This window comes from Marilutibacter maris, from assembly GCF_006546735.2.
Taxonomy (GTDB): domain Bacteria; phylum Pseudomonadota; class Gammaproteobacteria; order Xanthomonadales; family Xanthomonadaceae; genus Marilutibacter; species Marilutibacter maris.
Genome location: NZ_VICD02000265.1, coordinates 1 through 21,523, shown reverse-complemented (window position 1 = coordinate 21,523; position 21,523 = coordinate 1). Strand labels below are relative to the sequence as shown.

Sequence of the window (21,523 nt, the reverse complement as noted above, 5' to 3'; positions counted from 1 at the left end):
GCGAGGACGATCGCGGAGCGGGCGGCCGGCACAAGCCACGTGGCGGCGCGCCGGCGGGTTCCGACGACGACAGCGCCAAGCGTTTCGCCGGGCAGATGCACCTCAGCGCTTCCGAGCGTGCACGCCGTTCCTCCAGTGCCCGCGGCAAGCCGCGTCGCCGCCAGGCCGAGCAGTCCCGCACCGGCGCCGGTCCGCATGGCTTCTCCAAGCCGACCGTTCCGGTGGTGCGCGAGGTCGAGATCGGCGACACCATCACCGTTGCCGACCTGGCGCAGAAGCTCGCGCTGAAGGGCGGCGAGGTGGTCAAGGCGCTGTTCAAGATGGGCGTGATGGCGACCATCACCCAGAGCATCGACCACGACACCGCGGTGCTGGTGACCGAGGAGCTGGGTCACAAGGCGGTCCGCGCCAGCGAGGACAGCGCCGAGGACGCGCTGCTGGCCCACGTCGAGGACGCCAAGGGCGAGAAGCTGTCGCGTCCGCCGGTGGTGACCATCATGGGTCACGTCGACCACGGCAAGACCTCGCTGCTGGACTACATCCGCCGCACCAAGGTCGCCACCGGCGAGGCCGGCGGCATCACCCAGCACATCGGCGCCTATCACGTCGAAACCGACAAGGGCGTGATCAGCTTCCTGGATACCCCGGGCCACGCGGCGTTCTCGTCGATGCGCGCCCGTGGCGCCAAGCTGACCGACATCGTGGTGCTGGTGGTCGCCGCCGACGACGGCGTCAAGCCGCAGACGATCGAGGCGATCCAGCATGCCCGCGCGGCCGGTGTGCCGCTGGTGGTGGCGATCAACAAGGTCGACAAGTCCGACGCCGATCCGACCCGGGTCAAGACCGAGCTGATGGCGCAGGAAGTGGTGGCCGAGGAATTCGGCGGCGACATCCAGTTCGTCGAGCTGTCGGCCAAGACCGGCCAGAACATCGACGCGCTGCTGGACGCGATTTCGCTGCAGGCGGAAGTGCTCGAGCTGACCGCGATCGTCGAAGGCCGCGCGACCGGCGTGGTGATCGAGTCCTCGCTCGACAAGGGCCGTGGTCCGGTCGCGACCGTGCTGGTCCAGCAGGGCACCCTGGAGAAGGGCGACTACCTGGTCTGCGGCGTGCAGTACGGCCGCGTGCGTGCGTTGTTCGACGAAACCGGTTCGCAGGTCGACAGCGCCACGCCGTCGATCCCGGTCCAGGTCCTGGGCCTGTCGGGCGTGCCCGATGCCGGCGACGACTTCGTGGTCGTCGACGACGAGCGCCTGGCCAAGGAAGTCGCGCAGCAGCGCGACGCCAAGCGCCGCGAGTCGCGTCTGGTCGCCCAGGCCGGCAACCGGATGGAGGACATCCTCGCCCAGATGGGCTCCGGCGAAGGCCAGCAGACCCTGAACCTGGTGGTGAAGGCCGACGTGCAGGGTTCGGTGCAGGCGTTGCGCGACGCGCTGACCGCGCTGTCGACCGACGACATCCGCATCAACGTGATCGGCGGCGGCGTCGGCGGCATCACCGAGTCCGACGCGACCCTGGCCGCGACCTCCAAGGCCACGGTGATCGGCTTCAACGTCCGTGCCGACGCCTCGGCCCGCAAGGTCATCGAGACCCATGGTGTCGACCTGCGCTACTTCTCGATCATCTATGACGTGATCGACCAGGTGAAGCAGGTGGCGTCCGGTCTGCTGGGTGTGGAGATCCGCGAGGAGATCATCGGTACCGCCGAGGTCCGCGACGTGTTCCGCAGCTCCAAGTTCGGCGCGGTTGCCGGTTGCATGGTGGTCGAGGGCGTGGTCAAGCGCCACAAGCCGATCCGCGTGCTGCGCGACAACACCGTGATCTTCGAGGGCGAGCTGGAGTCGCTGCGTCGCTTCAAGGAGAACGTCGACGAGGTCCGCAACGGTACCGAGTGCGGTATCGGCGTGAAGGAGTACAACGACATCAAGTCGGGCGACCAGATCGAGTGCTTCGAGCGCATCGAGGTCCAGCGCACGCTCTGACCGCCATGCCGACCAAGTCCTTCCATCGCACCGATCGCGTATCGGCCCAGCTCCGTCGGGAGCTGGGCACGATCGTGCACGAAGCCGTGCGCGAGCACGGCCTGCCCTCGGTGAGCGTCTCCGACGTCGAGGTCACCCGCGACCTGGCCCATGCCAAGGTGTTCGTGACCGCGTTGCAGGAAGAGCGCTCGGCCGAGGCGGTCAAGGCCCTGCGCGAGTTGTCGCGCGAGCTGCGCTTCAAGCTCGGGCGCGCGGTCAAGTTGCGCCACGTGCCCGAACTGCACTTCCACTACGACGATTCCGTCGACCGCGGCGAGCGGATCGACAACCTGCTGCGCGATCTGTCGCCGGCGGCCGACCCCGAAGACGGTCCGGACCGCGACTGATCGCCTCTCGCGGCGGCGTTGCGGGACTCGCGTCCGGCGCCGCCGCGATTTCACCGCGATTCCGTTCCCGCAACGCACGCCCCGCCGATTTCCGCATGAGCCGACGTGCCCGCACCCGTTTCCGCCCGCTCGACGGCATCCTGCTGCTCGACAAGCCGACCGGGCTGAGTTCCAACCAGGCCCTGCAGCAGGTCCGTCGCCTGTTCCGCGCCGAGAAGGGCGGGCACACCGGCAGCCTCGATCCGCTGGCGACCGGCCTGCTGCCGATCTGCTTCGGCGAAGCGACCAAGATCGCCGGTCTGCTGCTGGGGTCGCGCAAGGCCTACGTGGCCGAGGCGGTGCTCGGGGCGACCACCGACAGCGACGATGCCGACGGCCAGGTGCTGCGGCAACGGCCGGTTCCCGAGATCGACGACGCGCGGATGGAGGCCGTCCTGGCCCCGCTGCGCGGCCGCATCCGCCAGCGCGCTCCGATTTTTTCGGCGCTCAAGCAGGGGGGCGAGCCGCTGTATGCCAAGGCCCGGCGCGGCGAGGCCATCGAAGCGCCCGAGCGCGAGGTCGTGGTCGAGCGCCTGGAGGTGACCGGGCGCGACGGCGACCGTCTGCGCCTGCTCGTGGAGTGCGGCTCGGGCACCTACATCCGCAGCCTGGTCCGCGACCTGGGCGAGGCGCTGGGCTGCGGCGCGCACGTGTCGATGCTGCGCCGGCTGTGGGTCGAGCCGTTCGTGGCGCCGGCCATGCACACCCTGGAGCAGTTGCAGGCGCTGGCCGGGCAGGGCGATGAGGCGTTGCTGGCCTGCCTGCTGCCGATCGAGGCCGGACTGGCCGGGCTGCCATCGGTGACCGTCGACGCCGACGGCGAGCAACGGCTCGCGCACGGTCAGCCGGCGCCGCTGAACGGGCCGGCTCCGGGCGCCGAGCCGGTGGCGATCCTGGATCGCGACGGTCGCTGCCTCGGGATCGGCCGTGCGGACGGCGACGCCATCGCGCCGAGCCGGATGTTCCGCTGGGCGGTGGCTGGGCAGTGAGCCTCGGTCCCGGCTGGCCCGGGCTTTCCTGAACGGGACGGCACGGGGGCCGGCCGCGGATTCGTGCCGAATGTCGCCGGCGGGTCGCGCGCGGGCCGGGGAAACTGTTACAATTTCGCCGCTTTCCCGAGGGCGAGCACCCTGTTTAGTCATTTCATTCCAACGGCGGGCCACGCGGTGCGCCGGTTCGGTGTTTCCATCGTCCCGGTGATTCCTGCGGACCTCGCGGCAAAGAGGCAATAAAACGATGTCCATCGACACCAGCAAAGTCATCCAGGAACACGCTCGCGGCACCAACGACACCGGTTCGCCGGAAGTCCAGGTCGCCCTGCTGACCGCTCGCATCCAGACGCTCACCGAGCACTTCAAGCAGCACAAGCAGGATCACCACAGCCGTCGCGGCCTGCTGATGATGGTCAACCGTCGTCGCAGCCTGCTCGACTATCTCAAGCGCAAAGACAACGCGCGCTACAAGGCCCTGATCGAGAAGCTCGGTCTGCGCCGCTGATCTAGACTCCCGCCGCGGCGCCGCAAGCGCCGCGGCTTGTTTTTGAGCGGCATCCGGATCAGGCGGATGCCTCTACCACCGGTCGCTCCACGGCCAATCCGGCAGGGCAGGGGCCTGGCCGGCCAGCATCGAAACGAAGGAACCCAACGTGGCGAAAATTACCAAGACCTTCCAGTACGGCAACCATCAGGTCACCCTGGAAACCGGCGAGATTGCCCGCCAGGCCGGCGGCGCCGTGATCGTGAAGATGGATGACACCGTCGTGCTGGTCAGCGCGGTTGCGGCGAAGACCGCCCGCGAGGGTCAGGACTTCTTCCCGCTGACCGTCGACTACCAGGAGAAGTTCTACGCTGGTGGCCGGATCCCGGGCGGCTTCTTCAAGCGCGAGGGCCGCGCGACCGAGAAGGAGACGCTGACCGCGCGCCTGATCGATCGTCCGATCCGTCCGCTGTTCCCGGAAGACTTCAAGAACGAAGTCCAGATCATCGCCACGGTGATGTCGCTGAACCCGGAAATCGACGCCGACATCCCGGCGCTGATCGGCGCCTCGGCCGCCATGGCCCTGACCGGCGCCCCGTTCCAGGGGCCGATCGGCGCCGCCAAGGTCGGCTACAAGAACGGCGAGTACCTGCTGAACCCGACCGTGAGCGAGCTGGCCGACTCCGAGCTGGAGCTGGTCGTCGCAGGTACCTCCAGCGCGGTGCTGATGGTCGAGTCCGAGGCCAAGGGCCTGTCGGAAGACGTGATGCTGGGCGCGGTCATGTTCGGCCATCGCGAGATGCAGAAGGTCATCAACACGATCAACGAGATGGTCGTCGAGGCCGGCACCAAGTCCTGGGACTGGCAGGCGCCGGCCAAGAACGAGGCGATGATCGCCGACCTCAAGACGGCCGTTGGCGACAAGCTGGCCGAGGCCTTCCAGGTCCGCGACAAGCTGCAGCGCCGCGACGCGATCTCGGCGATCAAGAAGGACGTGATGGAGGCCCTTGCCGGCCGCGCCGAGGCCGAGGGCTGGAGCGGCTCGGAGATGTCGAAGGAATTCGGCGAGCTCGAGTACCAGACCATGCGCAGCGCCGTGCTGGGCACCAAGGTCCGCATCGACGGTCGCGCGCTCGACACCGTCCGCCCGATCAGCTCGAAGGTCAGCGTGCTGCCGCGCACCCACGGCTCGGCGCTGTTCACCCGCGGCGAGACCCAGGCGATCGTGGTCGCCACCCTCGGCACCGCGCGCGACGGCCAGGTCATCGACGCGGTCTCCGGCGAGTACAAGGAACACTTCCTGTTCCACTACAACTTCCCGCCCTATTCGGTCGGCGAGTGCGGCCGCATGATGGGCCCGAAGCGTCGCGAGATCGGCCACGGCCGCCTCGCCAAGCGCGGCGTGTTGGCGGTGATGCCGACGATGGAGGAGTTCCCGTACACCATCCGCGTGGTGTCGGAGATCACCGAATCGAACGGTTCCTCGTCGATGGCCTCGGTCTGCGGCTCTTCGCTGGCGCTGATGGACGCGGGCGTGCCGATCAAGGCGCCGGTCGCCGGCATCGCGATGGGCCTGGTCAAGGAAGGCGATGATTTCGTCGTGCTGAGCGACATCCTCGGCGACGAGGATCACCTCGGCGACATGGACTTCAAGGTCGCCGGTACCGAGAACGGCGTGACCGCCCTGCAGATGGACATCAAGATCCAGGGCATCACCGAGGAGATCATGAAGACCGCGCTGGCCCAGGCCAAGGCCGGTCGTCTGCACATCCTCGGCGAAATGGCCCAGGCGCTGACCGCGCCGCGTGGCGAGCTGAGCGAGTTCGCCCCGCGCCTGCTGACCTTGAAGATCCATCCGGACAAGATCCGCGAGGTGATCGGCAAGGGCGGTTCGACCATCCAGGCGATCACCAAGGAAACCGGCACCCAGATCGACATCCAGGACGACGGCACCATCGTCATCGCCTCGGTCAACGCCGCCGCCGCCCAGGCCGCCAAGAGCCGCATCGAGCAGATCACCTCGGACGTCGAGCCGGGCCGCATTTACGAAGGCAAGGTCGCCAAGATCATGGACTTCGGTGCATTCGTGACCATCCTGCCGGGCAAGGACGGTCTGGTCCACGTCTCGCAGATCTCCAACGAGCGCGTCGAGAAGGTCAGCGACAAGCTCAAGGAAGGCGACGTGGTCAAGGTCAAGGTGCTGGAAGTCGACAAGCAGGGCCGCATCCGCCTGTCGATGAAGGCCGTCGAGGAAGGCGAGGGCGTCGCGGCCGAGTAAGCCGCGCGACCCATGCTGGATACGCAGAAAGCGGGCTTCGGCCCGCTTTTTGTTTGCCTGTCCTGCGAAAGGACGCCGTCGCAGGAGCGGCGTAAGCCGCAAGGGGGCCTGTCTCCGGACCCGGGAGATCGCGGCTCACGCCGCTCCTGCAGGGGCAGCGCAGGCGAACGCCTTTCACAGGAGCGGTCAGGCTGCCGATTTGCACTGCAGCGCGTAGACCAAGGTACCGGCCATGCGCTCGGACCTGTCGGAGTTTTCGCAGGAGCGGCGTAAGCCGCGATCGGGCCTTGCCGTGAAAGCCTTATCGCGGTTCACGCCGCTCCTGCATTTGCGCGACCGCAGTCAGGCTGCTGGCTTGCGTCGCAGCAGATAGATCAGCGCGCCGACCAGCACCGCGACGCCGGCGGCGATCAGGTTGCCGGCGCCGGCGCTGGCCATCAGTGCCAGCGACAGCAGCAGGGCGAGGGCCGGGATGAGCGGCCCTCCGGGCAGGGCGAGCGCGTTCGGGCGGTCGCGGTAGCGCTTGCGCAGCACCAACAGCGAGGCCGAGGTGCCGATGTAGCTGCACAGACGGGCGACGACGGAGAGCAGTGCCAGATTGGCGAAGGCCTCGGACACACCACTGCCCCCGTACTGCTGGCCGAGCACCAGCGCCAGCGCCAGGATGCCGGTGACGACGATCGCCACGGTCGGCGTGTGGAAGCGCGGATGCACGCGGGACAGGATCGCCGGGCCGTAGCCGTCCGCCGACAGGGCGTACAGGTAGCGGGGACCGAACAGCATGGTGTTGCTGTTGCTGCCGAGGATCGAGATGGCCGCGCCGATGGTGAGCAGCAGGGCGCCGGCGGGACCGGCGAATGTCTCCGCGGCGTCGGCCAGCGGTGACTTCGAGGCCGCCAGGTCGGGGACGGTGCCCTGTGCCACCACCTGCACGGCGACGTAGATCAGGCTCACCAGCACGATCATCGTGAGCAGCGCGAACGGCACGTCGCGTCGGGGGTTGCGGAACTCGCCTGCCGCGGCGGGCGTGTTCTCGAAGCCGGCGTAGGCATACAGCAGCAGCAGCGCGCCTTCGCCCAGCTTGTCGGTGGGCGGTGCGCCCATCGCGACCGCCTGCGACCAGTCGACAAAGAACGCGCCGACGACGATGAAGAACAGCAGCGGCGCCATCTTGGCCAGGACCAGGGCGACGCCGGTGCGGGCGGCCGAGCGCACGCCGATCACATTGATGAAGGTCAAGAAGGCCATGGAGCCGACCACCACCGCGGTCCAGCCCCAGCCTTCGCCGGCCGGCGCCCAGAACTTGGATACCGCAAGCGCCAGGCCGCTGCTGAGCGCCGCAGCGGACGCGACCCGGGTCAGCCAGGTCATCCAGCCGACCTCGAAGCCGATGAAGTCGCCGAACGCATCGCGGGCATACAGGTAGCTGCCGCCGGCATCGTCGTAGTAGCTGCCGGCCTGCGCGTAGCACAGCACCAGCAGTCCCACCGCGACGCCGGCCAGCAGCACCGCCCAGAGGCTGGCCGGGCCCAACAGCAGCGCCGTGCTGGCGGGCAGCAGGTAGATGCCGCTACCGATCACGTCGTTGATCGACAGGCCGACGATCTGCCAGCGGCTGACCGCCCGCACCATGCCCGTGTCGTTGTCGATGACGGTCGGACCCTGGCCGTGGGCGGTAGTGGACGGTTCACTCATGCGCGATGTCCTTGCGGGAAGCGGTGCGGTCGATGGAGGGCAGGTGCCAGGGCGCCTGCAGACGGGCGTACTCGGAAGCGGGCATCAGCACGAAGATCGGCCGGTCCGCCGGACGCAGCCAGTCCAGCAGTCGCGCCATCGCCGGCTCGGGCATCGCGGTGCAGCCGGCGGTCGGGGTATCGGCGTTCTTCCACAGGTGGGCGAAGATGCAGCTTCCGGCGCCGTCGCGGTTGCCGGGGTTGTGGGCAATCACGAAGCCCAGCTTGTAGCGCTGGTCGCCGTCGTTGTGCAGGTCCAGGCGCATCGGTTCGGTCGAACCGCGCACCGCGTCCGCGCCGACCCGCTCGGCGTCGACGATGCGGTTGTACAGCGCGGATCTGCGCACGTCGATGCAATAGCTCGACTGCCGCATCGGCCGATAGGGAAGTTCGATGCCGGCGTCGTCGGCGTAGCCGAACGCTTCGGCGATGGCGAAGATTCCGGCCGGGCTGCGGCCGTCGCCTTCGCGTTTGACCGGAGTCCCGTCATCGGGACGCTGCGGGTGCAGGCCCAGGCCCCAGGCACTGCCGTTGCGTCCCAGTTGGACCGGCAGGGCCGGGCCGACCCTGTGCCAGCCATCGCCGCGTCGCTCGAACCGGTGCAGCTGTCCCGCGCTGGCGTCCCAGTCCGCAGCGGTGACCACCACCGCCTGCCGCGCCTGGCTCCAGGGAGTGGCCGCCCGTGCCGGTGCCGAGAGCTGCGCGCCCGCCAGCAGCATGCCCGCCAATAGCTGGCCCGCCAGCAGCACGCCCGATCGCACTGCGCTTCGCCATGAACGGTGAGGGCGGGAGCGGCTGCGCGGGACGGCGATCGGCATGGCGGAAGGAGTCCTCGGTCGGCGGTCAGGGATCGAGCAATTGCTGGACGTGTTCCAGACTGTTGCCGTAGTGGGCGACGTAGTCGGGTGAATGTTGGCACACCAGGACCAGGATCAGGTCGAGCATCTGCTGCAGGGCGGCCTGGTACAGCAGCGGCTCGACGTGCGGATGCTCGTCGTGTGCGGAGATCAGCAGCGACGCGTCGGCATGCGCGCGCAAGGGATTGGCGCTGTGCCGGGTCACCGAGATGATCCGGCCGCGTCGTGCGCGGAACTGGCGGCTGATATGGCACAGCTCAGGCTGCTTGCCGTGCTCGGAGAATACGATCAGCACGTCGCCCGCTCCCGCCGAACAGACGCTGGCGGCCATCAGCACCGGGTCGGCGTGTTCGACGGTGGCGATGCCCACCAGCGACAGCCGCAGGCCGAGACCGCGGGCATGGATGCCGTCCTGGCCGAGGCCGCAGATGAAGACCCGGCCGGCTCCCGAGATCGCCTTGACGATCGCGTCGATCTGTTCGACCGGGTTGAGCAGACGGGTCTCCTGTTCGGCCAGCGCCTTGGCCCGCCACAGCGACTCGGCGAGGGCGACGTGCGGTCCCGAGTCCGGTTCCCGGTCCGGCAACTGCGGCTCGCCGGCGCCCTCGCGGGCCAGCGCCTCGCCGATGCAGAACTTGAGGTCGGGATAGCCCTTGAAGCCGAGTTTCTGGCTGAACTTGACCACGCTCGACTGGCTGATGCCGAGCGCGCTGGCCAGCTGCTGCGACGAGTAGTCGCGCAGCAGGTGCGCATTGTCGAGCAGGAAGTCCGCGATCCGGCGCTCGATGGCCGACATCCGGTCGCGCTCGGCGCGGATCTTCAGCAGGGGCGACATGTCCAGAAGCATACCTCCGAAACGCGGTCGTGGCGGAATGGCGGCGTCGCCGTCACTCCTCCAGCATCTCCAGCCCGCGGACCTCGCGGATGCCCAGCCCCGGTGCATCGACGATCGATATCTCCGACTCGTTGAAGATCACCCCGCCGTCGACCGGGTCGTAGCGGCACAGCGACGGGCCGTCGAGGTCGACCTTGGTGATCACCTCCGACTTGGCGACCGCCAGGTGGACGGCGGCGGCGACGCTGATGCTGGTTTCTATCATGCAGCCGATCATGCATTCCACGCCGTAGAGCGAGGCGATGTCGGCGATCCGTATCGCGTTGGACAGACCGCCGGTCTTCATCAGCTTGATGTTGATGATGTCGGCGGCGTGCATCTTGATCAGGTCGATCACCTCGGTCGGCCCGAACACGCTCTCGTCGGCCATCACCGGCGTGTGCACGCGGTCGGTGACGTACTTCAGGCCGCGGATGTCCTGGGCCTTCACCGGTTGCTCCAGCAGCTCAAGCTGCACCCCCGCATCCTCCAGTGCCTGCATCGCGTAGACCGCCTGCTTGGCGCTCCAACCCTGGTTGGCGTCGAGGCGGAGCAGGGCGCGGCCCTCGACCGCCGCGTAGATCGCCTTGACCCGTTCGATGTCGAGCCCGATGTCCTTGCCGACCTTGATCTTCAGCGACTCGAAGCCGCGCTCCACCGCGCTCAGCGAGTCGGCGACCATCTTGTCGATGTAGTCGACGCTGATGGTGATGTCGGTGGTGATGACCGGGTCGCCGCCGCCCAGCAGCTTGTACAGCGGCGCGCCGTAGAGCTGTCCGAACAGGTCGTACAGCGCGATCTCGACCGCCGCCTTGGCGCTGAAGTTGCGTTCCAGCGCGGTCTGCACGATCCGCGTGTTGCGGTTGAGGTCGGCGACGTCGGCGCCGATCAGGCGCGGACGTATGCACTTGCGGATCGCCTCGATCATCGAGCCGTGGGTGTCGCCGGTGATCACCGCGGTGGCGGCGGCCTCGCCGAAGCCGACGTGGCCGCTGTCGGTATGGACCATCACCACGATGTCCTCGACCGTGTCGACGGTGCGCAGGGCGGTCTTGAACGGGGTCTTCAGCGGCACGCGCAGCATGCCGATCCGGATGTCGGTGACTTTCATTCGGGTGTCCTGATCGGGCTGCGGGTCAATGCCTGGCGCGACGGGGCGAAGCCGTCGGCCGCTGCGGTCGGTATCTTCGATTGCGAATCACCCGTTTCCCCTCCCGGTGCGGTGGTCATGGCGTCCGGCTCAAGGCCTGATCTTCTGGATGCTGTAGATGCGATCGACGAGGGTGGCGTCGCCGCTGGCCAGCAGCGGCTCCAGCGGCGTCACCGAGACCCCGTTGAGGGCGATGCGGCGGCGCGAACCGTCGGCTTCGCCCAGGGTGATGCCGGTGACGTCGTGGATCACGTAGGGCGCGCCCTGGTACTGGCCGATCACCATCATCACGTGCCCGGGAATGTAGATCAGGTCGCCCGGCTGCAGGGTGCGCAGGACCTCCAGCCGTTTCCGGCGGTCGTCGTTCTCGTCGAAGCGCACGGTGTTGAATACCGGACTCACGCCCTGGGCGCTGGTGTTGCGCGGCAGTTGCACGTCGAACGCGCGATAGATCTCGGAGACGAAGCCGCTGCAATCGCGGGCGTTGTAGGAATGCCCCCAGCCGTAGCGTTCGCCGAGGAACTTGAAGCCCTGTCGCAGCAGGTTGGCCTGGGTCAACGGCAGGTAGTCGGCGGCGACGTCGCGGGTCCGCGGCAGCAGCGTTGGGGCGAAGCGAAGGCTTCCGTCGGCATCGCGGATCGGCAGTTCGATCACATGGCCGGTGTAGGCCGCCTGTCCATTGACCGGGCGATCGGCCGGCCAGTCGGCAAGCAGCGGTACCCGCACGCCCATGTCCAGTTGCAGCTCCGACACTTGCGGTACTTCCGGGTTGTACACCGTGTCGACGGTGGCGCCGGTCACCACCAGGTAGGGCGTGCGATGGCGGTACCCGAGTACGCGGTCGCGATCGCCGGTCGCCACGTGCTGCTTGCGGATCCAGGCGGCGTATCGCGGACTGACCGCGAACCACCACGCGCCGTCGCGGCTTTCGTGCAGGATCGCCAGCGGTGTGCCCGGGAACAGCGCGGTCTCCTGGAATCGGTCTATGTCGGTATCGCCGGGTGCGCTGAACACGCGCATCGAGGTCGGGTAGCCGCGCATGTCGGCGCGTTCGACCACCAGGCCGTGGCGTACCGTCACCGTGTCGGCGATGCGATCCAGCGCCAGCGCCGATTCGAGCGCGTCGATGCCGTCGAAGCTCCCACCGCTGGCGTCGAACAGCTCGCGTGTCGGTGGCGACGACGCCGCGCGGATCCAGCGCGTGACCTCGGCCCGCGGCATCTGTGCCGGCAGGGCGTCGAGGTCGTGGACCGAGCGATCCTCGGCGAACAGGCGCAGGTTCTGGCGCGCGATCGCGGCGCGGTCCATCACCACACGGTCCGGGTCGGACAGGCGCCGGGTCCAGAACTCGGGGGTGAGCTGTTCGGCCCGCACGCCGGCGATTCCGGTGGCCCCGGTTTCGGCGTCGACCGGATGCGGGCGCGGGCGTTCGAAGGCCGTCGCCGGCATCGCCACGAGCATGCAGGCGACGGCGAAGGCGGCGGCCAGCAGCGGCGTGCGGATTCGCGGTCTGGAGCCAGGACCGGACCATGGCGGGCCGGCAGGGCGCTGCTGCGACCGGGGTGAGTCAGGCACGCGTGCTCGCATGAGTTGCATCCCTCTGGTTTGCGCGCACCCGCGTGCGCATCGCCACTGCGAAGCGGTCCGCGGCGCTGGCGGCATCGATCGCCACCGGCCGAGCGGTCCGGACCGCTCTGAGAATACTTATTTCAGAAATATGATCAACTTGGAATAAATTATTGACCCTGCCGTGTCGACCGTGTTACACCGAGGGCATGCTGACGCGGCAGGGGCAGTGTCGTGGCGAATGGTGGGTTCATGGATCGGGACGGGGGCAGGCGCGGCGGAGCGCCGCCGGCCGCGCGCGCGCGCCGGTTGTTGGCGCATGCGCTGGCGAATCTGCTGGTCCTGGTCGCGATGCTGTCCATGATCCTGCCTGGATCGGCGATGGCTGCGGACACCGTACGTGAAGTGACCGCCCTGGTCGATGCCGGACGCTTCGATGAGGCGCAGGCGCGGATCGGGGAGCGACTCGCCGATCCCCAGTCGCCGGCGCCGATCCGCCGGGCGCTGGCGTTCGAGCGTGAGCGGATGCGTAGGATCCGCCTGGACTTTCCGCACGACGCGGCCGAAGTGATGGCGCGACTGCGACGGGAGATCCCCGATCTCCGCCCGGGCGAGTTCGCCGCCTGGGATGCGTCCGGTGCGCTGGAACACCTGCTCATCGACGGCGAGCGACGCTACTTCGCGCGCGCCGTGTCCAACCTGTTCCGGGTCAATGCCGAGGCCGCGGCGCGGCGCGCGCAGCCGCATGCCGGCGGTTCCGGTCCGATGGAAACCCTGAACGCCCACCATGCCGAGGTCCGCGATGCGGCGAAGGCCGAGGGGCGCGTGCACGTGGCGCCCCGGCGGATCCGGGTCGTCCAGTCGTTGATCGTCGATGCCGACGCGGTGCCGGCCGGCGAGCCGCTCAGCGCGTGGATTCCGTATCCGCGTGCGATCCCGGGCCAGCAGGAGGACATCCGCCTGCTGGGTACGACTCCCGAGGCGCACGTGTTGGCGCCGGAGGCGACGTTGCAACGCACCGTGCACATGAGCCGGGTGGCGGTCGCGGGGGAGCCGACCGAGTTCTCGGTCGAGTACGAGATGACCGTGCGCGGCCAGTACCATGCGATCGATCCCGAGCGGGTGGTGGCGACCGAGGCGGATGCCGGGCTGGCGCCGTTCCTGGCCGAGCGTGCGCCGCACATCGTGTTCACCGACGAGTTGCGGCGCTTCTCGCAGCAGGTCGTCGGCGACGAAAGCAATCCCTACAGGATCGCGCGCAGGCTGTTTGCCGCGGTCGACCGGATTCCGTGGGCCTCGGCGCGCGAGTATTCGACGATTTCCAACATCAGCGACTACGCGCTGCGCACCGGCCATGCCGACTGCGGCCAGCAGACCCTGCTGCTGATGAGCCTGCTGCGGCTCAACGGCATTCCGACCCGCTGGCAGTCGGGCATGGTCTATTCCGACGGCGACTACGACAACCTGCACGACTGGGGCTGGATGTACCTGGCGCCCTACGGCTGGGTGCCGATGGACGTGACCAGTGGCCTGCTCGACAGCGACGACGAGGACCTGCGCTGGTTCTACCTGGGTGGCCTGGACGCGTACCGGATCGCCTTCAACGACGATTATTCGCAGCCACTGTTTCCGCCCAAGCGGCACTTCCGCTCGGAAACGGTGGACTCGCAGCGCGGCGAAGTGGAGTGGCAGGGGGGCAATCTCTACTTCGACCAGTGGGACTACCGGTTCAGTGCCCAGGTCCTGGGTCCCGACCCGGACGCGCGTTAGGAAGCCTCTGCCGGGAAGCGGAGGCGTTGCGCGCCAGGGACGGTGCGTTCACCGCTCAGGAGCACGGATGGACGACCTGGTGGCAACGGGCCCGGCGGATGCCGGGGCCGACCCGTCCGGACAAGGCGGGGATGGCCTTGTCCGGGCTTCTGCGGCATGGACGCCGCATACCTCAATCACAACCAATGCTCGGGGGACTAGACGACATGTACGGCACGGCTTTGCGAAAGACAGCGCTCTATGTGGCGATGGGCGTCTGCCTGGCCTCGATGGCGCCGGCGACGGCGCTGGCCCAGAACGTCAACGGCGCCATTGCCGGCCGCGCCAATGCAGGGGACATGATCACCGTCATCAATCCCGAAACGGGTCTGACCCGTTCGGTATCGGTCGGCGCCAATGGCAGCTACCGCCTGTCCCAGTTGCCGGTCGGCAACTATACGTTGCAGGTCAGCCGTGACGGCCAGGCGGTCGGGCAGGCGATCGACGTCAGCGTTTCGCTGGGCAACGCCACCACCGTCAATCTTGGCGCCGAAGGCGTGGTCGACATGGCCGCGGTGCAGGTCATCGGTTCTAGGGTGATTTCGCCGGTGGACGTGAGCTCGACCGAGTCGGCGACCAACATCACCGCCGAGGAAATCGCGCGGATGCCGGTGGACCGCAACGTCGCCTCGGTCGCGCTGTTGGCGCCGGGCGTGGCCGGTGGTTCGGCGGGCTTTGGCGGCATCTCGTTCGGCGGTTCGTCGGTGGCCGAGAACGCGTTCTACATCAACGGTCTGAACGTCACCGATTTCTATAACCGGGTCGGTTTCTCCGAAGCCCCGTTCGACTTCTACCAGGAGTTCCAGGTCAAGACCGGCGGCTACTCGGTGGAGTTCGGCCGCACCACCGGCGGTGTGGTCAATGCGCTGGCGAAGTCGGGCAGCAACGAGTTCCATGGTGGCGGCAAGCTCGTTTTCTCACCGCGTGCCTGGAAGTCGTCCGCCCGCGACAGCTATCTGGACGGTGATCGGTATCTTACGCGCAGCCGGGACAGTACCGATTCCGCGCGCATGAACGTTTGGGCTTCGGGACCGATAATCCGCGATCGCCTGTTCTTCTTTGCGATGTACGAGGGACGCGACATATCGCCCGAGAGCACCAACAACGGGGGCACCAGTTTCACGCGCGGGGAGTCGGACGACGGCTTCTGGGGCGCGACCATGGACTGGCAGTTGAACGACAACAATCTGCTCAGCCTGATGGCGTTCTCCAACAAGAACCGTGTCGACAACGAGACCTTTGCGTACGATTTCGACGACAACCGTGTCGGAGACCGGCTCAGCAGGTCGTACTCGGAAAATGGTGGAGACAACTGGGCCCTGACCTGGACGTCCTACCTGAGCGACAACCTGTCGATGAAGCTGATGTACGGCAACAGCGAAAGGGACAATATCACCGCCTCACCGAGCGATGGCGATTGCAACTACGTCACCCGGGCTTCCGGTGTTCCCGATCCGGGGGTGCCCCTGGGGTGTACCAACAATGCGACGATCTATGATCGCAATGATCAGCGCGAGCAGGCCCGGGCCGATTTCGAATGGGCGATGGGGGATCACCTGCTGCGCTTCGGCATCGACCGTGAGAGCAACACCTCCGATCTTGACCAGGTCTATGCCGGTCCCGGTGGCATCCAGTACAACGTCTACTCGACCACGCCGGGTGCCCAGATTCCGGGGGCGGGCATCGTGCCACCCGGTTACACCGCCTATGTGCGGGCTCGCAGATACTCCATATTCGGCGAGTTCGAGAGCGTCAACGAAGCCTTCTATCTCGAAGACAACTGGTCGATCAGCGACAACCTGGTGCTGAATCTGGGCATCCGCAACGAGAGCTTCGACAATCGTGACGCAGAGGGACGTACCTACATCGAAATGGACGATATGTGGGCGCCCCGGCTGGGATTCTCCTGGGATGTCAGGGGCGATTCCACCACCAAGGTATTCGGCAATATCGGTCGCTACTTCCTGCCTGTCGCCAATGTGATCAACATCAAGCAGGGCGGTGCGTTGCTCGACGAGCGCACCTATTACGGATTCGATGGCTGGGAGATTCGCGAGCGCGATGGCGTGCAGTATGCGGTGCCGATTCTCGGCACCCAGTTCGGCTTCGACAACAGTCAGGGCGACGGCAGCGTCGGAGACCTGCGCGCCGAGGTCGACAAGGACATGGACCCGGTCTACCAGGACGAACTGATCCTGGGCTTCCAGCAGCAGCTGAACTCGACATGGTCATGGGGCGTGCGCGGCATCTATCGAAAGCTCAACAATGCGATCGACGACATGAACATCACCGCGACGCATTGCGGTCGTATCGCCAGCCGTTGGGTGATGGCCAATCCCGGCGAGGACGTCACTGTCTGGGGCGATACCGATTGCGACGGGGTCGACGACGGCTACCTGACGATCGATACCTCGAAGGCGGGCTACTGGACCGAGGCCGACAACTACGAGTACATCAATGGCAAATGGGAGTATGTCGGTTCGACACCCACCGGACAGCGAGGTTGGGTCAAGCCCGACCGTACCTACAAGGCGCTCGAGTTCCAGGTCGATCGCGCCTGGGATGGCAAGTGGGCACTCAATGCGTCCTACACACTGTCGTGGAACGAGGGCAACGCCGAGGGACCGGTCAACACCGACACCAATTTTGGTGACACCGGCCGCACCGAGAACTTCGACGATCCGTTCGTCAACTATCGCGGAGACGGCCCGCTTGCCAACGATCACCGTCATCAGATCAAGCTGCGCGGCACCTATGCGTTCAACGACAACTGGCGGGTCGGTGCGACGCTGGATGCGCGTTCGGGCGGTCCGATCACCGCACTCGGCGTTGGAAATCCCTACAACTGGAAGAGCTACCACAGCTACTTCATCTGCGTGGAGAACTGCACGCGGCCCGAGAACGCGCAGGACGGCGACACCTGGAGCACCGATGACCGCGTGTTCGAGCATTCCTCGCGCGGTGGAGCCGGGCGGATGCCGTGGATCATCGACCTCGGCCTGAGCCTGGCATACGAGCGCACTTTCGATGCCGGCAAGCTTGAGGCAAAGTTCTCTGTCTACAACGTGTTCAATCGTCAGGAGCCGGTGTGGGTCTATCAGGAACTGGAGCCGGGTGTCGGCGATCGGGACGAGTTCTTCGGCAAGGAGCGCTTCCTGCAGTCGCCGAGGTACGGGCAGCTGATCGTATCGTGGAGCTTCTGAGCGAATGCGGGAAGCGAACCGCACGTCGTAGCGGCGCTGGTCGCATGAGGTCGATTGTCGGGGTCTGTCTTGCCATGGCCTTGGCGCTGCCGGCGGCCGCCGCATCCCCCCCGGCCGCCCATGATCCATCGGCTCTCGACCGTGCCTTCGACGATGCGATGGCGCGGTTCGGGCTGCCGGGCATGGCGATGGGGGTGATCGAGGACGGCGAGGTCGTCTATACCCGTACCGGCGGCGAGACCGTCGCCGGTTCCGGCGACCCGGTCACCGACGCCACGCTGTTCAAGATCGCCTCCAACAGCAAGGCCATGACCACCGCGCTGCTGGCGCGGCTGGTCGATGCCGGCAAGCTGCGCTGGGACGATCCGGTCACCCGTCATCTGCCGCGGTTCCGCATGCATGAGGACTGGGTCACCGAACAAATGCAGGTACGCGACCTGCTGATCCACAACAGCGGCCTGCCGGAAGGTGCCGGCGACCTGATGCTGTGGCCCGAGCCCAACCGCTTCGATCGCGGCGACATCATCGCCGGGCTGGCCCATCTCAAGCCCGAGCGCAGCTTCCGCTCCGGCTATGCCTACGACAATCTGCTGTACGTGGTCGCCGGCGAGGTCGCGGCCGCGGCCGGTGGCGCCTCCTACGAAGCGCTGCTGCGGCGGGAGGTGTTCGAACCGCTCGGCCTGTCCGGCTGCCGGGTCGGCGAGTGGTCCCGCGCCGAGGCCGGCAGCGTCGCCCAACCGCACATGCGCGACGGGCAGGGCAATGCCGCGATCCGGGTCGACGGCGACATCGTGCCGGCGACCACCTCGGCGGCGGCCGGCGGCATCCGCTGCGGCCTCGACGACATGCTGGCCTGGGCGCGCAACTGGCTGGTGCCGACGCCCGAACAGTTGCAGTGGCTGCCGCGTGGGCAGCGCGAGGCGCTGTGGACGGCGCACACGCCGTTGCCGCTGTCGGCACGCAGTCGCGACTGGGACGATACCCACATACGCGCCTATGGCTACGGGTGGCGACTGGCCGATGTCCACGGCGAGTGGACGGTCTCGCACACCGGCACCCTTGCCGGCATGTACTCGGTGCTGATGCTGCTGCCCGATCGCCGCTCGGGCTTCGTGGTGATGATCAACGGCGACGGCAGCGCAGCGCGCACGGTGCTGACCTCGGTCCTGCTCGACTATCTGGCCCGGCCGGAGTCGGGCACCTCGGTGGCGACGCTCGCGGCGGTGCTGGAGCGCGAACAAGACGGCCCCCGCCGATCGCGCGTGCCCGACACGTCCGGTCGGCGTCCCGCGCACGCGATCGACATGAGCGCCTACCTGGGCGTCTACCGCGATCCGTGGCTGGGCGAGGCCCGCTTGTGCGAAGCCGACGGTGGTGTGCGCTTCGTCGCCACCAAGTCGCCGCGGCTGGCCGGACGGATCATGCGGGTGCATGGGCGCGCGCTGATCGACTGGGACGACGACACCATCGACCCGGAGGCCTGGATGGATCTGCATCCGGCCACCTCCAGCTCGCCGCCACGGATGACCCTGGCCAAGGTCGATCCCGACGGCGACTTCAGTTCCGACTACGAGGACCTGGCTTTTGTCCGGGTGCGCGGCTGTGAACGCTGAGGCCGTTGCCGCAGGCACGCGGATGCGGGTCGCGTCGGCGGCGCTGTTGGCGGTCGCGCTGGCGAGCGGCTGTGGCGCCGGCACGGTGATCGCGGAGCCGGCGAGCGCGCCGGCCGATGCGCCGGTGTTCTCCACCGCGACGACCGCCGCGGAGGCGGGCCTGGTCGACATCCGCGAGCGGGTTCCCGATATCGATCTGGACATCCGTTACGCCGGCGACGACAACTTCACCGGGGCACCGGTGGACGGATATGCGGCGGCGCGCTGCTATCTGCTGGCGCCGGCGGCCGATGCGCTGGCCGCGGTCGAGTCCGACCTGCGCGCGCAGGGGCTGCGGCTGCGGATCTTCGATTGCTATCGACCGGTGCGGGCGGTGCGCCGTTTCATGCGCTGGATCGAGGAGGACGACGACCTGGTCGCTCGTGCGCGTTACTACCCGAACCTGCCCAAGCGCGCGCTGCGCGGCGAATACATCGCGCCGCTGTCCGGCCACAGCCGCGCCGCGACGGTCGACCTGACCCTGCTCGAATGCGACCGGGACGGCGCCTGTCGTCCGCTGGACATGGGCACGCCGTTCGATTTCTTCGATCCGCGCGCCAATACCGACTCGCCGCAGGCGAGCCCACAACAGCGCCGCAACCGCGATCGACTGCGCGCGGCGATGGAACGGCACGGGTTTCGCAATTATCCGCAGGAATGGTGGCACTACACCCTCGACCCGGAGCCCTCGAAGCGGATCCATTACGACGTGCCGATCGAGGACGTGCCGATCGAGGACGTGCCGCTCGACTGATCGTCCACAGGCTATCGCAGGCCCTGGTCCGCCTCGAACAGATCGGTTTGCGCCACGCTCTCGCCGGCATCGGCGAACCCGGATACGCCGACGCCGACCAGCCGGTAGAGCGTGTCCGCCGGCAGGTCGACGCGTTCGCGCAGGCCGCAGGCGACCTCGGCCAGCGCCGCCGCGCCCTCGGGCAGGGTCGGCAGGGTCAGGCTGCGGGTGAGGATGCGGAAGTCGGCGGTCTTCAGTTTCAGCACCACGGTGCGCGCGATCCGCTGCGGGTCGCGTTCGCGCTCGCGGGCATAGCCCGCCCAGGTTTTCTCCGCCAGCCTTTCGATGTGCGGCGCCAGCTCGTCCAGCGGCAGGTCGTCGGGGAAGGTGTCCTCCGACGAGACCTGCATGGTCGGCCGGCTCGGCTCAACCGGGTTGTCGTCGATGCCCAGCGAAAGCCGGTGCAGGCGCGCGCCCCAGCGGCCGAACATCGCCTCCAGTTGTTCGCCACCGAGCGTGCGCAGGTCGCCGACGGTGGCGATGCCGAGCTTGCCCAGGCGCCGTTCGGTGACCTTGCCGACGCCCGGCAGGCGGCCGACCGGCAGCGGGGTCAGGAACGCCTCGACCTGATGCGGCTTGAGCACGAACAGACCGTCGGGCTTGCGCCAGTCCGAGGCGATCTTGGCGAGGAACTTGTTCGGCGCGACCCCGGCCGATGCGGTCAGCCGGGTCTCCTCGCGGATCGCGGCGCGGATCGCCTCGGCGGTCGCCGTCGCCGAGGGCATCCCGGTCTTGGTCCGGGTGACGTCGAGATAGGCCTCGTCCAGCGAAAGCGGTTCGATCAGCTCGGTATGGCGGGCGAAGATCTCGCGGACCTGCCGCGACACCGCCTTGTAGCGCTGGAAGTTGGGCGCGACGAAGACCGCATGCGGACACAGCCGTTCGGCCCGCAATGCCGGCATCGCCGAGCGCACGCCGAACTTGCGCGCCTCGTAGCTGGCCGCGCAGACCACCGAGCGCGCGCCGCGCCAGGCGACCACCACCGGCTGCCCGCGCAGCGCGGGGTCGTCGCGCTGTTCCACGGAGGCGTAGAACGCATCCATGTCGACGTGGACGATCTTGCGGGTGGGGGCGGACACGGTTCGAGTGTTACGAGGGCGGCGCGGTTAGTTAAAATACTAATTCGCCGGCCGCGACATGGCCAGAGCCGCTTGCGCATGGAACCGCGCGGGGCGGGTCGCCGCGAGCGGGGCGAGCGGGCAAGATGGCCGCCTGGAACGGGTCTGGATCTGAATGTCCGCTGGGGGATTGATGGCTTCGTCATCGCTGATCGCGCACGGCTGCCGTCGCCGTGTCGTCGTGTCCGCTGTCGCGTTGCAACTGCTGGTGCTGGCGACGCAGGCCGGGGCGCAGGCTTCTGCCCCGGCAGCGGAGGACGCGGCCACGCTCGACACCGTGCGCGTCCTCGGCCGGGTCCGCCCGCTGGCGGACTTCCCCGGAGCGGTGTCGGTGGTGTCCGGAGACGCTCTTCACCGTGGCCAGCGCGAGAGCAGCCTGGCCGAACCCCTGGCCAGGGTGCCGGGCATCGCGGTGCTGGACCGGCACAACTTCGCCCAGGACCTGCAGGTCCAGAGTCGCGGCTTCGGTGCCCGTTCCAGCTTCGGGGTGCGCGGACTGCGCCTGGTCGTCGACGGCATTCCGGGCAGTGCCGCGGACGGCCAGGGACAGGCGGCGACCTTTCCGCTCGACATGCTGGACCGGATCGAGGTGTTGCGCGGTCCGTTG

16 protein-coding genes are annotated in these 21,523 nt (G+C 67.9%); 10 read left to right on the top strand and 6 right to left on the bottom strand.

Annotated features, from left to right (window positions below; translation table 11 throughout):
• From infB to pnp, 5 genes are all read left to right on the top strand, one after another.
• On the top strand, positions 1-1,982 hold a 1,982-nt coding region (gene infB, locus FKV24_RS15375; RefSeq protein WP_141483011.1), incomplete at its 5' end, for a translation initiation factor IF-2.
• Between the two features lie 5 nt (positions 1,983-1,987).
• A complete protein-coding gene (gene rbfA / locus FKV24_RS15370) occupies positions 1,988-2,368 on the top strand; it encodes a 30S ribosome-binding factor RbfA (protein WP_111266175.1) in 381 nt (126 codons plus the stop codon).
• 95 nt (positions 2,369-2,463) lie between these two features.
• Positions 2,464-3,396, top strand: coding sequence for a tRNA pseudouridine(55) synthase TruB (gene truB / locus FKV24_RS15365; protein WP_141483010.1), 933 nt, complete (start codon positions 2,464-2,466; stop codon positions 3,394-3,396).
• Between the two features lie 247 nt (positions 3,397-3,643).
• On the top strand, positions 3,644-3,904 hold the full coding sequence (gene rpsO / locus FKV24_RS15360; RefSeq protein ID WP_111266177.1) for a 30S ribosomal protein S15: 261 nt from the start codon (positions 3,644-3,646) through the stop codon (positions 3,902-3,904).
• A 148-nt stretch (positions 3,905-4,052) separates the two neighbouring features.
• The gene (pnp, locus tag FKV24_RS15355; RefSeq protein ID WP_111266178.1) at positions 4,053-6,161 is read left to right on the top strand and encodes a polyribonucleotide nucleotidyltransferase; all 2,109 of its coding nucleotides are present in this window, start codon (positions 4,053-4,055) and stop codon (positions 6,159-6,161) included.
• Between the two features lie 342 nt (positions 6,162-6,503).
• On the opposite strand, the gene FKV24_RS15350 is transcribed toward pnp, so the two are convergent.
• The 5 genes from FKV24_RS15350 to FKV24_RS15330 all read right to left on the bottom strand — a co-directional run bounded on the left by FKV24_RS15350 (position 6,504) and on the right by FKV24_RS15330 (position 12,224).
• Complete coding sequence (locus FKV24_RS15350) at positions 6,504-7,856, bottom strand: APC family permease (protein ID WP_111266179.1); 1,353 nt, start codon at positions 7,854-7,856, stop codon at positions 6,504-6,506.
• Entirely contained in the window at positions 7,849-8,655 is an 807-nt protein-coding gene (locus tag FKV24_RS15345) for a hypothetical protein (protein ID WP_170288334.1), read from the bottom strand. The genes FKV24_RS15350 and FKV24_RS15345 overlap by 8 nt, the downstream gene beginning before the upstream one ends.
• Positions 8,656-8,737: 82 nt before the next feature.
• On the bottom strand, positions 8,738-9,586 hold the full coding sequence (locus tag FKV24_RS15340; RefSeq protein WP_111268024.1) for a MurR/RpiR family transcriptional regulator: 849 nt from the start codon (positions 9,584-9,586) through the stop codon (positions 8,738-8,740).
• Between the two features lie 52 nt (positions 9,587-9,638).
• Positions 9,639-10,736: a dipeptide epimerase gene (locus tag FKV24_RS15335; RefSeq protein WP_141483009.1), complete on the bottom strand. Its 1,098-nt coding sequence runs from the start codon at positions 10,734-10,736 to the stop codon at positions 9,639-9,641.
• A gap of 129 nt (positions 10,737-10,865) precedes the next feature.
• The gene (locus tag FKV24_RS15330) at positions 10,866-12,224 is read right to left on the bottom strand and encodes a C40 family peptidase (RefSeq protein ID WP_249041048.1); all 1,359 of its coding nucleotides are present in this window, start codon (positions 12,222-12,224) and stop codon (positions 10,866-10,868) included.
• 369 nt (positions 12,225-12,593) lie between these two features.
• On the opposite strand from FKV24_RS15330, the gene FKV24_RS15325 reads away from it, so the two are divergent.
• The 4 genes from FKV24_RS15325 (at position 12,594) to FKV24_RS15310 (ending at position 19,759) form a co-directional block, all read left to right on the top strand.
• Positions 12,594-14,111 carry a transglutaminase-like domain-containing protein gene (locus tag FKV24_RS15325; RefSeq protein ID WP_249041047.1) on the top strand — a complete coding sequence of 506 codons (1,518 nt, stop codon included), beginning with the start codon at positions 12,594-12,596 and terminating at the stop codon, positions 14,109-14,111.
• 206 nt (positions 14,112-14,317) lie between these two features.
• A complete protein-coding gene (locus tag FKV24_RS15320; protein ID WP_141483008.1) occupies positions 14,318-17,353 on the top strand; it encodes a TonB-dependent receptor in 3,036 nt (1,011 codons plus the stop codon).
• Positions 17,354-17,397: 44 nt separating this feature from the next.
• Positions 17,398-18,966, top strand: a complete 1,569-nt coding sequence (locus FKV24_RS15315) for a serine hydrolase (RefSeq protein WP_170288333.1) — start codon at positions 17,398-17,400, stop codon at positions 18,964-18,966.
• A 22-nt stretch (positions 18,967-18,988) separates the two neighbouring features.
• Complete coding sequence (locus FKV24_RS15310) at positions 18,989-19,759, top strand: M15 family metallopeptidase (protein WP_141483007.1); 771 nt, start codon at positions 18,989-18,991, stop codon at positions 19,757-19,759.
• An 11-nt stretch (positions 19,760-19,770) separates the two neighbouring features.
• On the opposite strand, the gene dinB is transcribed toward FKV24_RS15310, so the two are convergent.
• Positions 19,771-20,877 (bottom strand): DNA polymerase IV, encoded by a 1,107-nt coding sequence (gene dinB, locus FKV24_RS15305; RefSeq protein WP_141483006.1) that lies wholly within the window; start codon positions 20,875-20,877, stop codon positions 19,771-19,773.
• 172 nt (positions 20,878-21,049) lie between these two features.
• Here dinB and FKV24_RS15300 point away from each other — a divergent pair.
• On the top strand, positions 21,050-21,523 hold a 474-nt coding region (locus tag FKV24_RS15300), incomplete at its 3' end, for a TonB-dependent receptor plug domain-containing protein (RefSeq protein ID WP_141483005.1).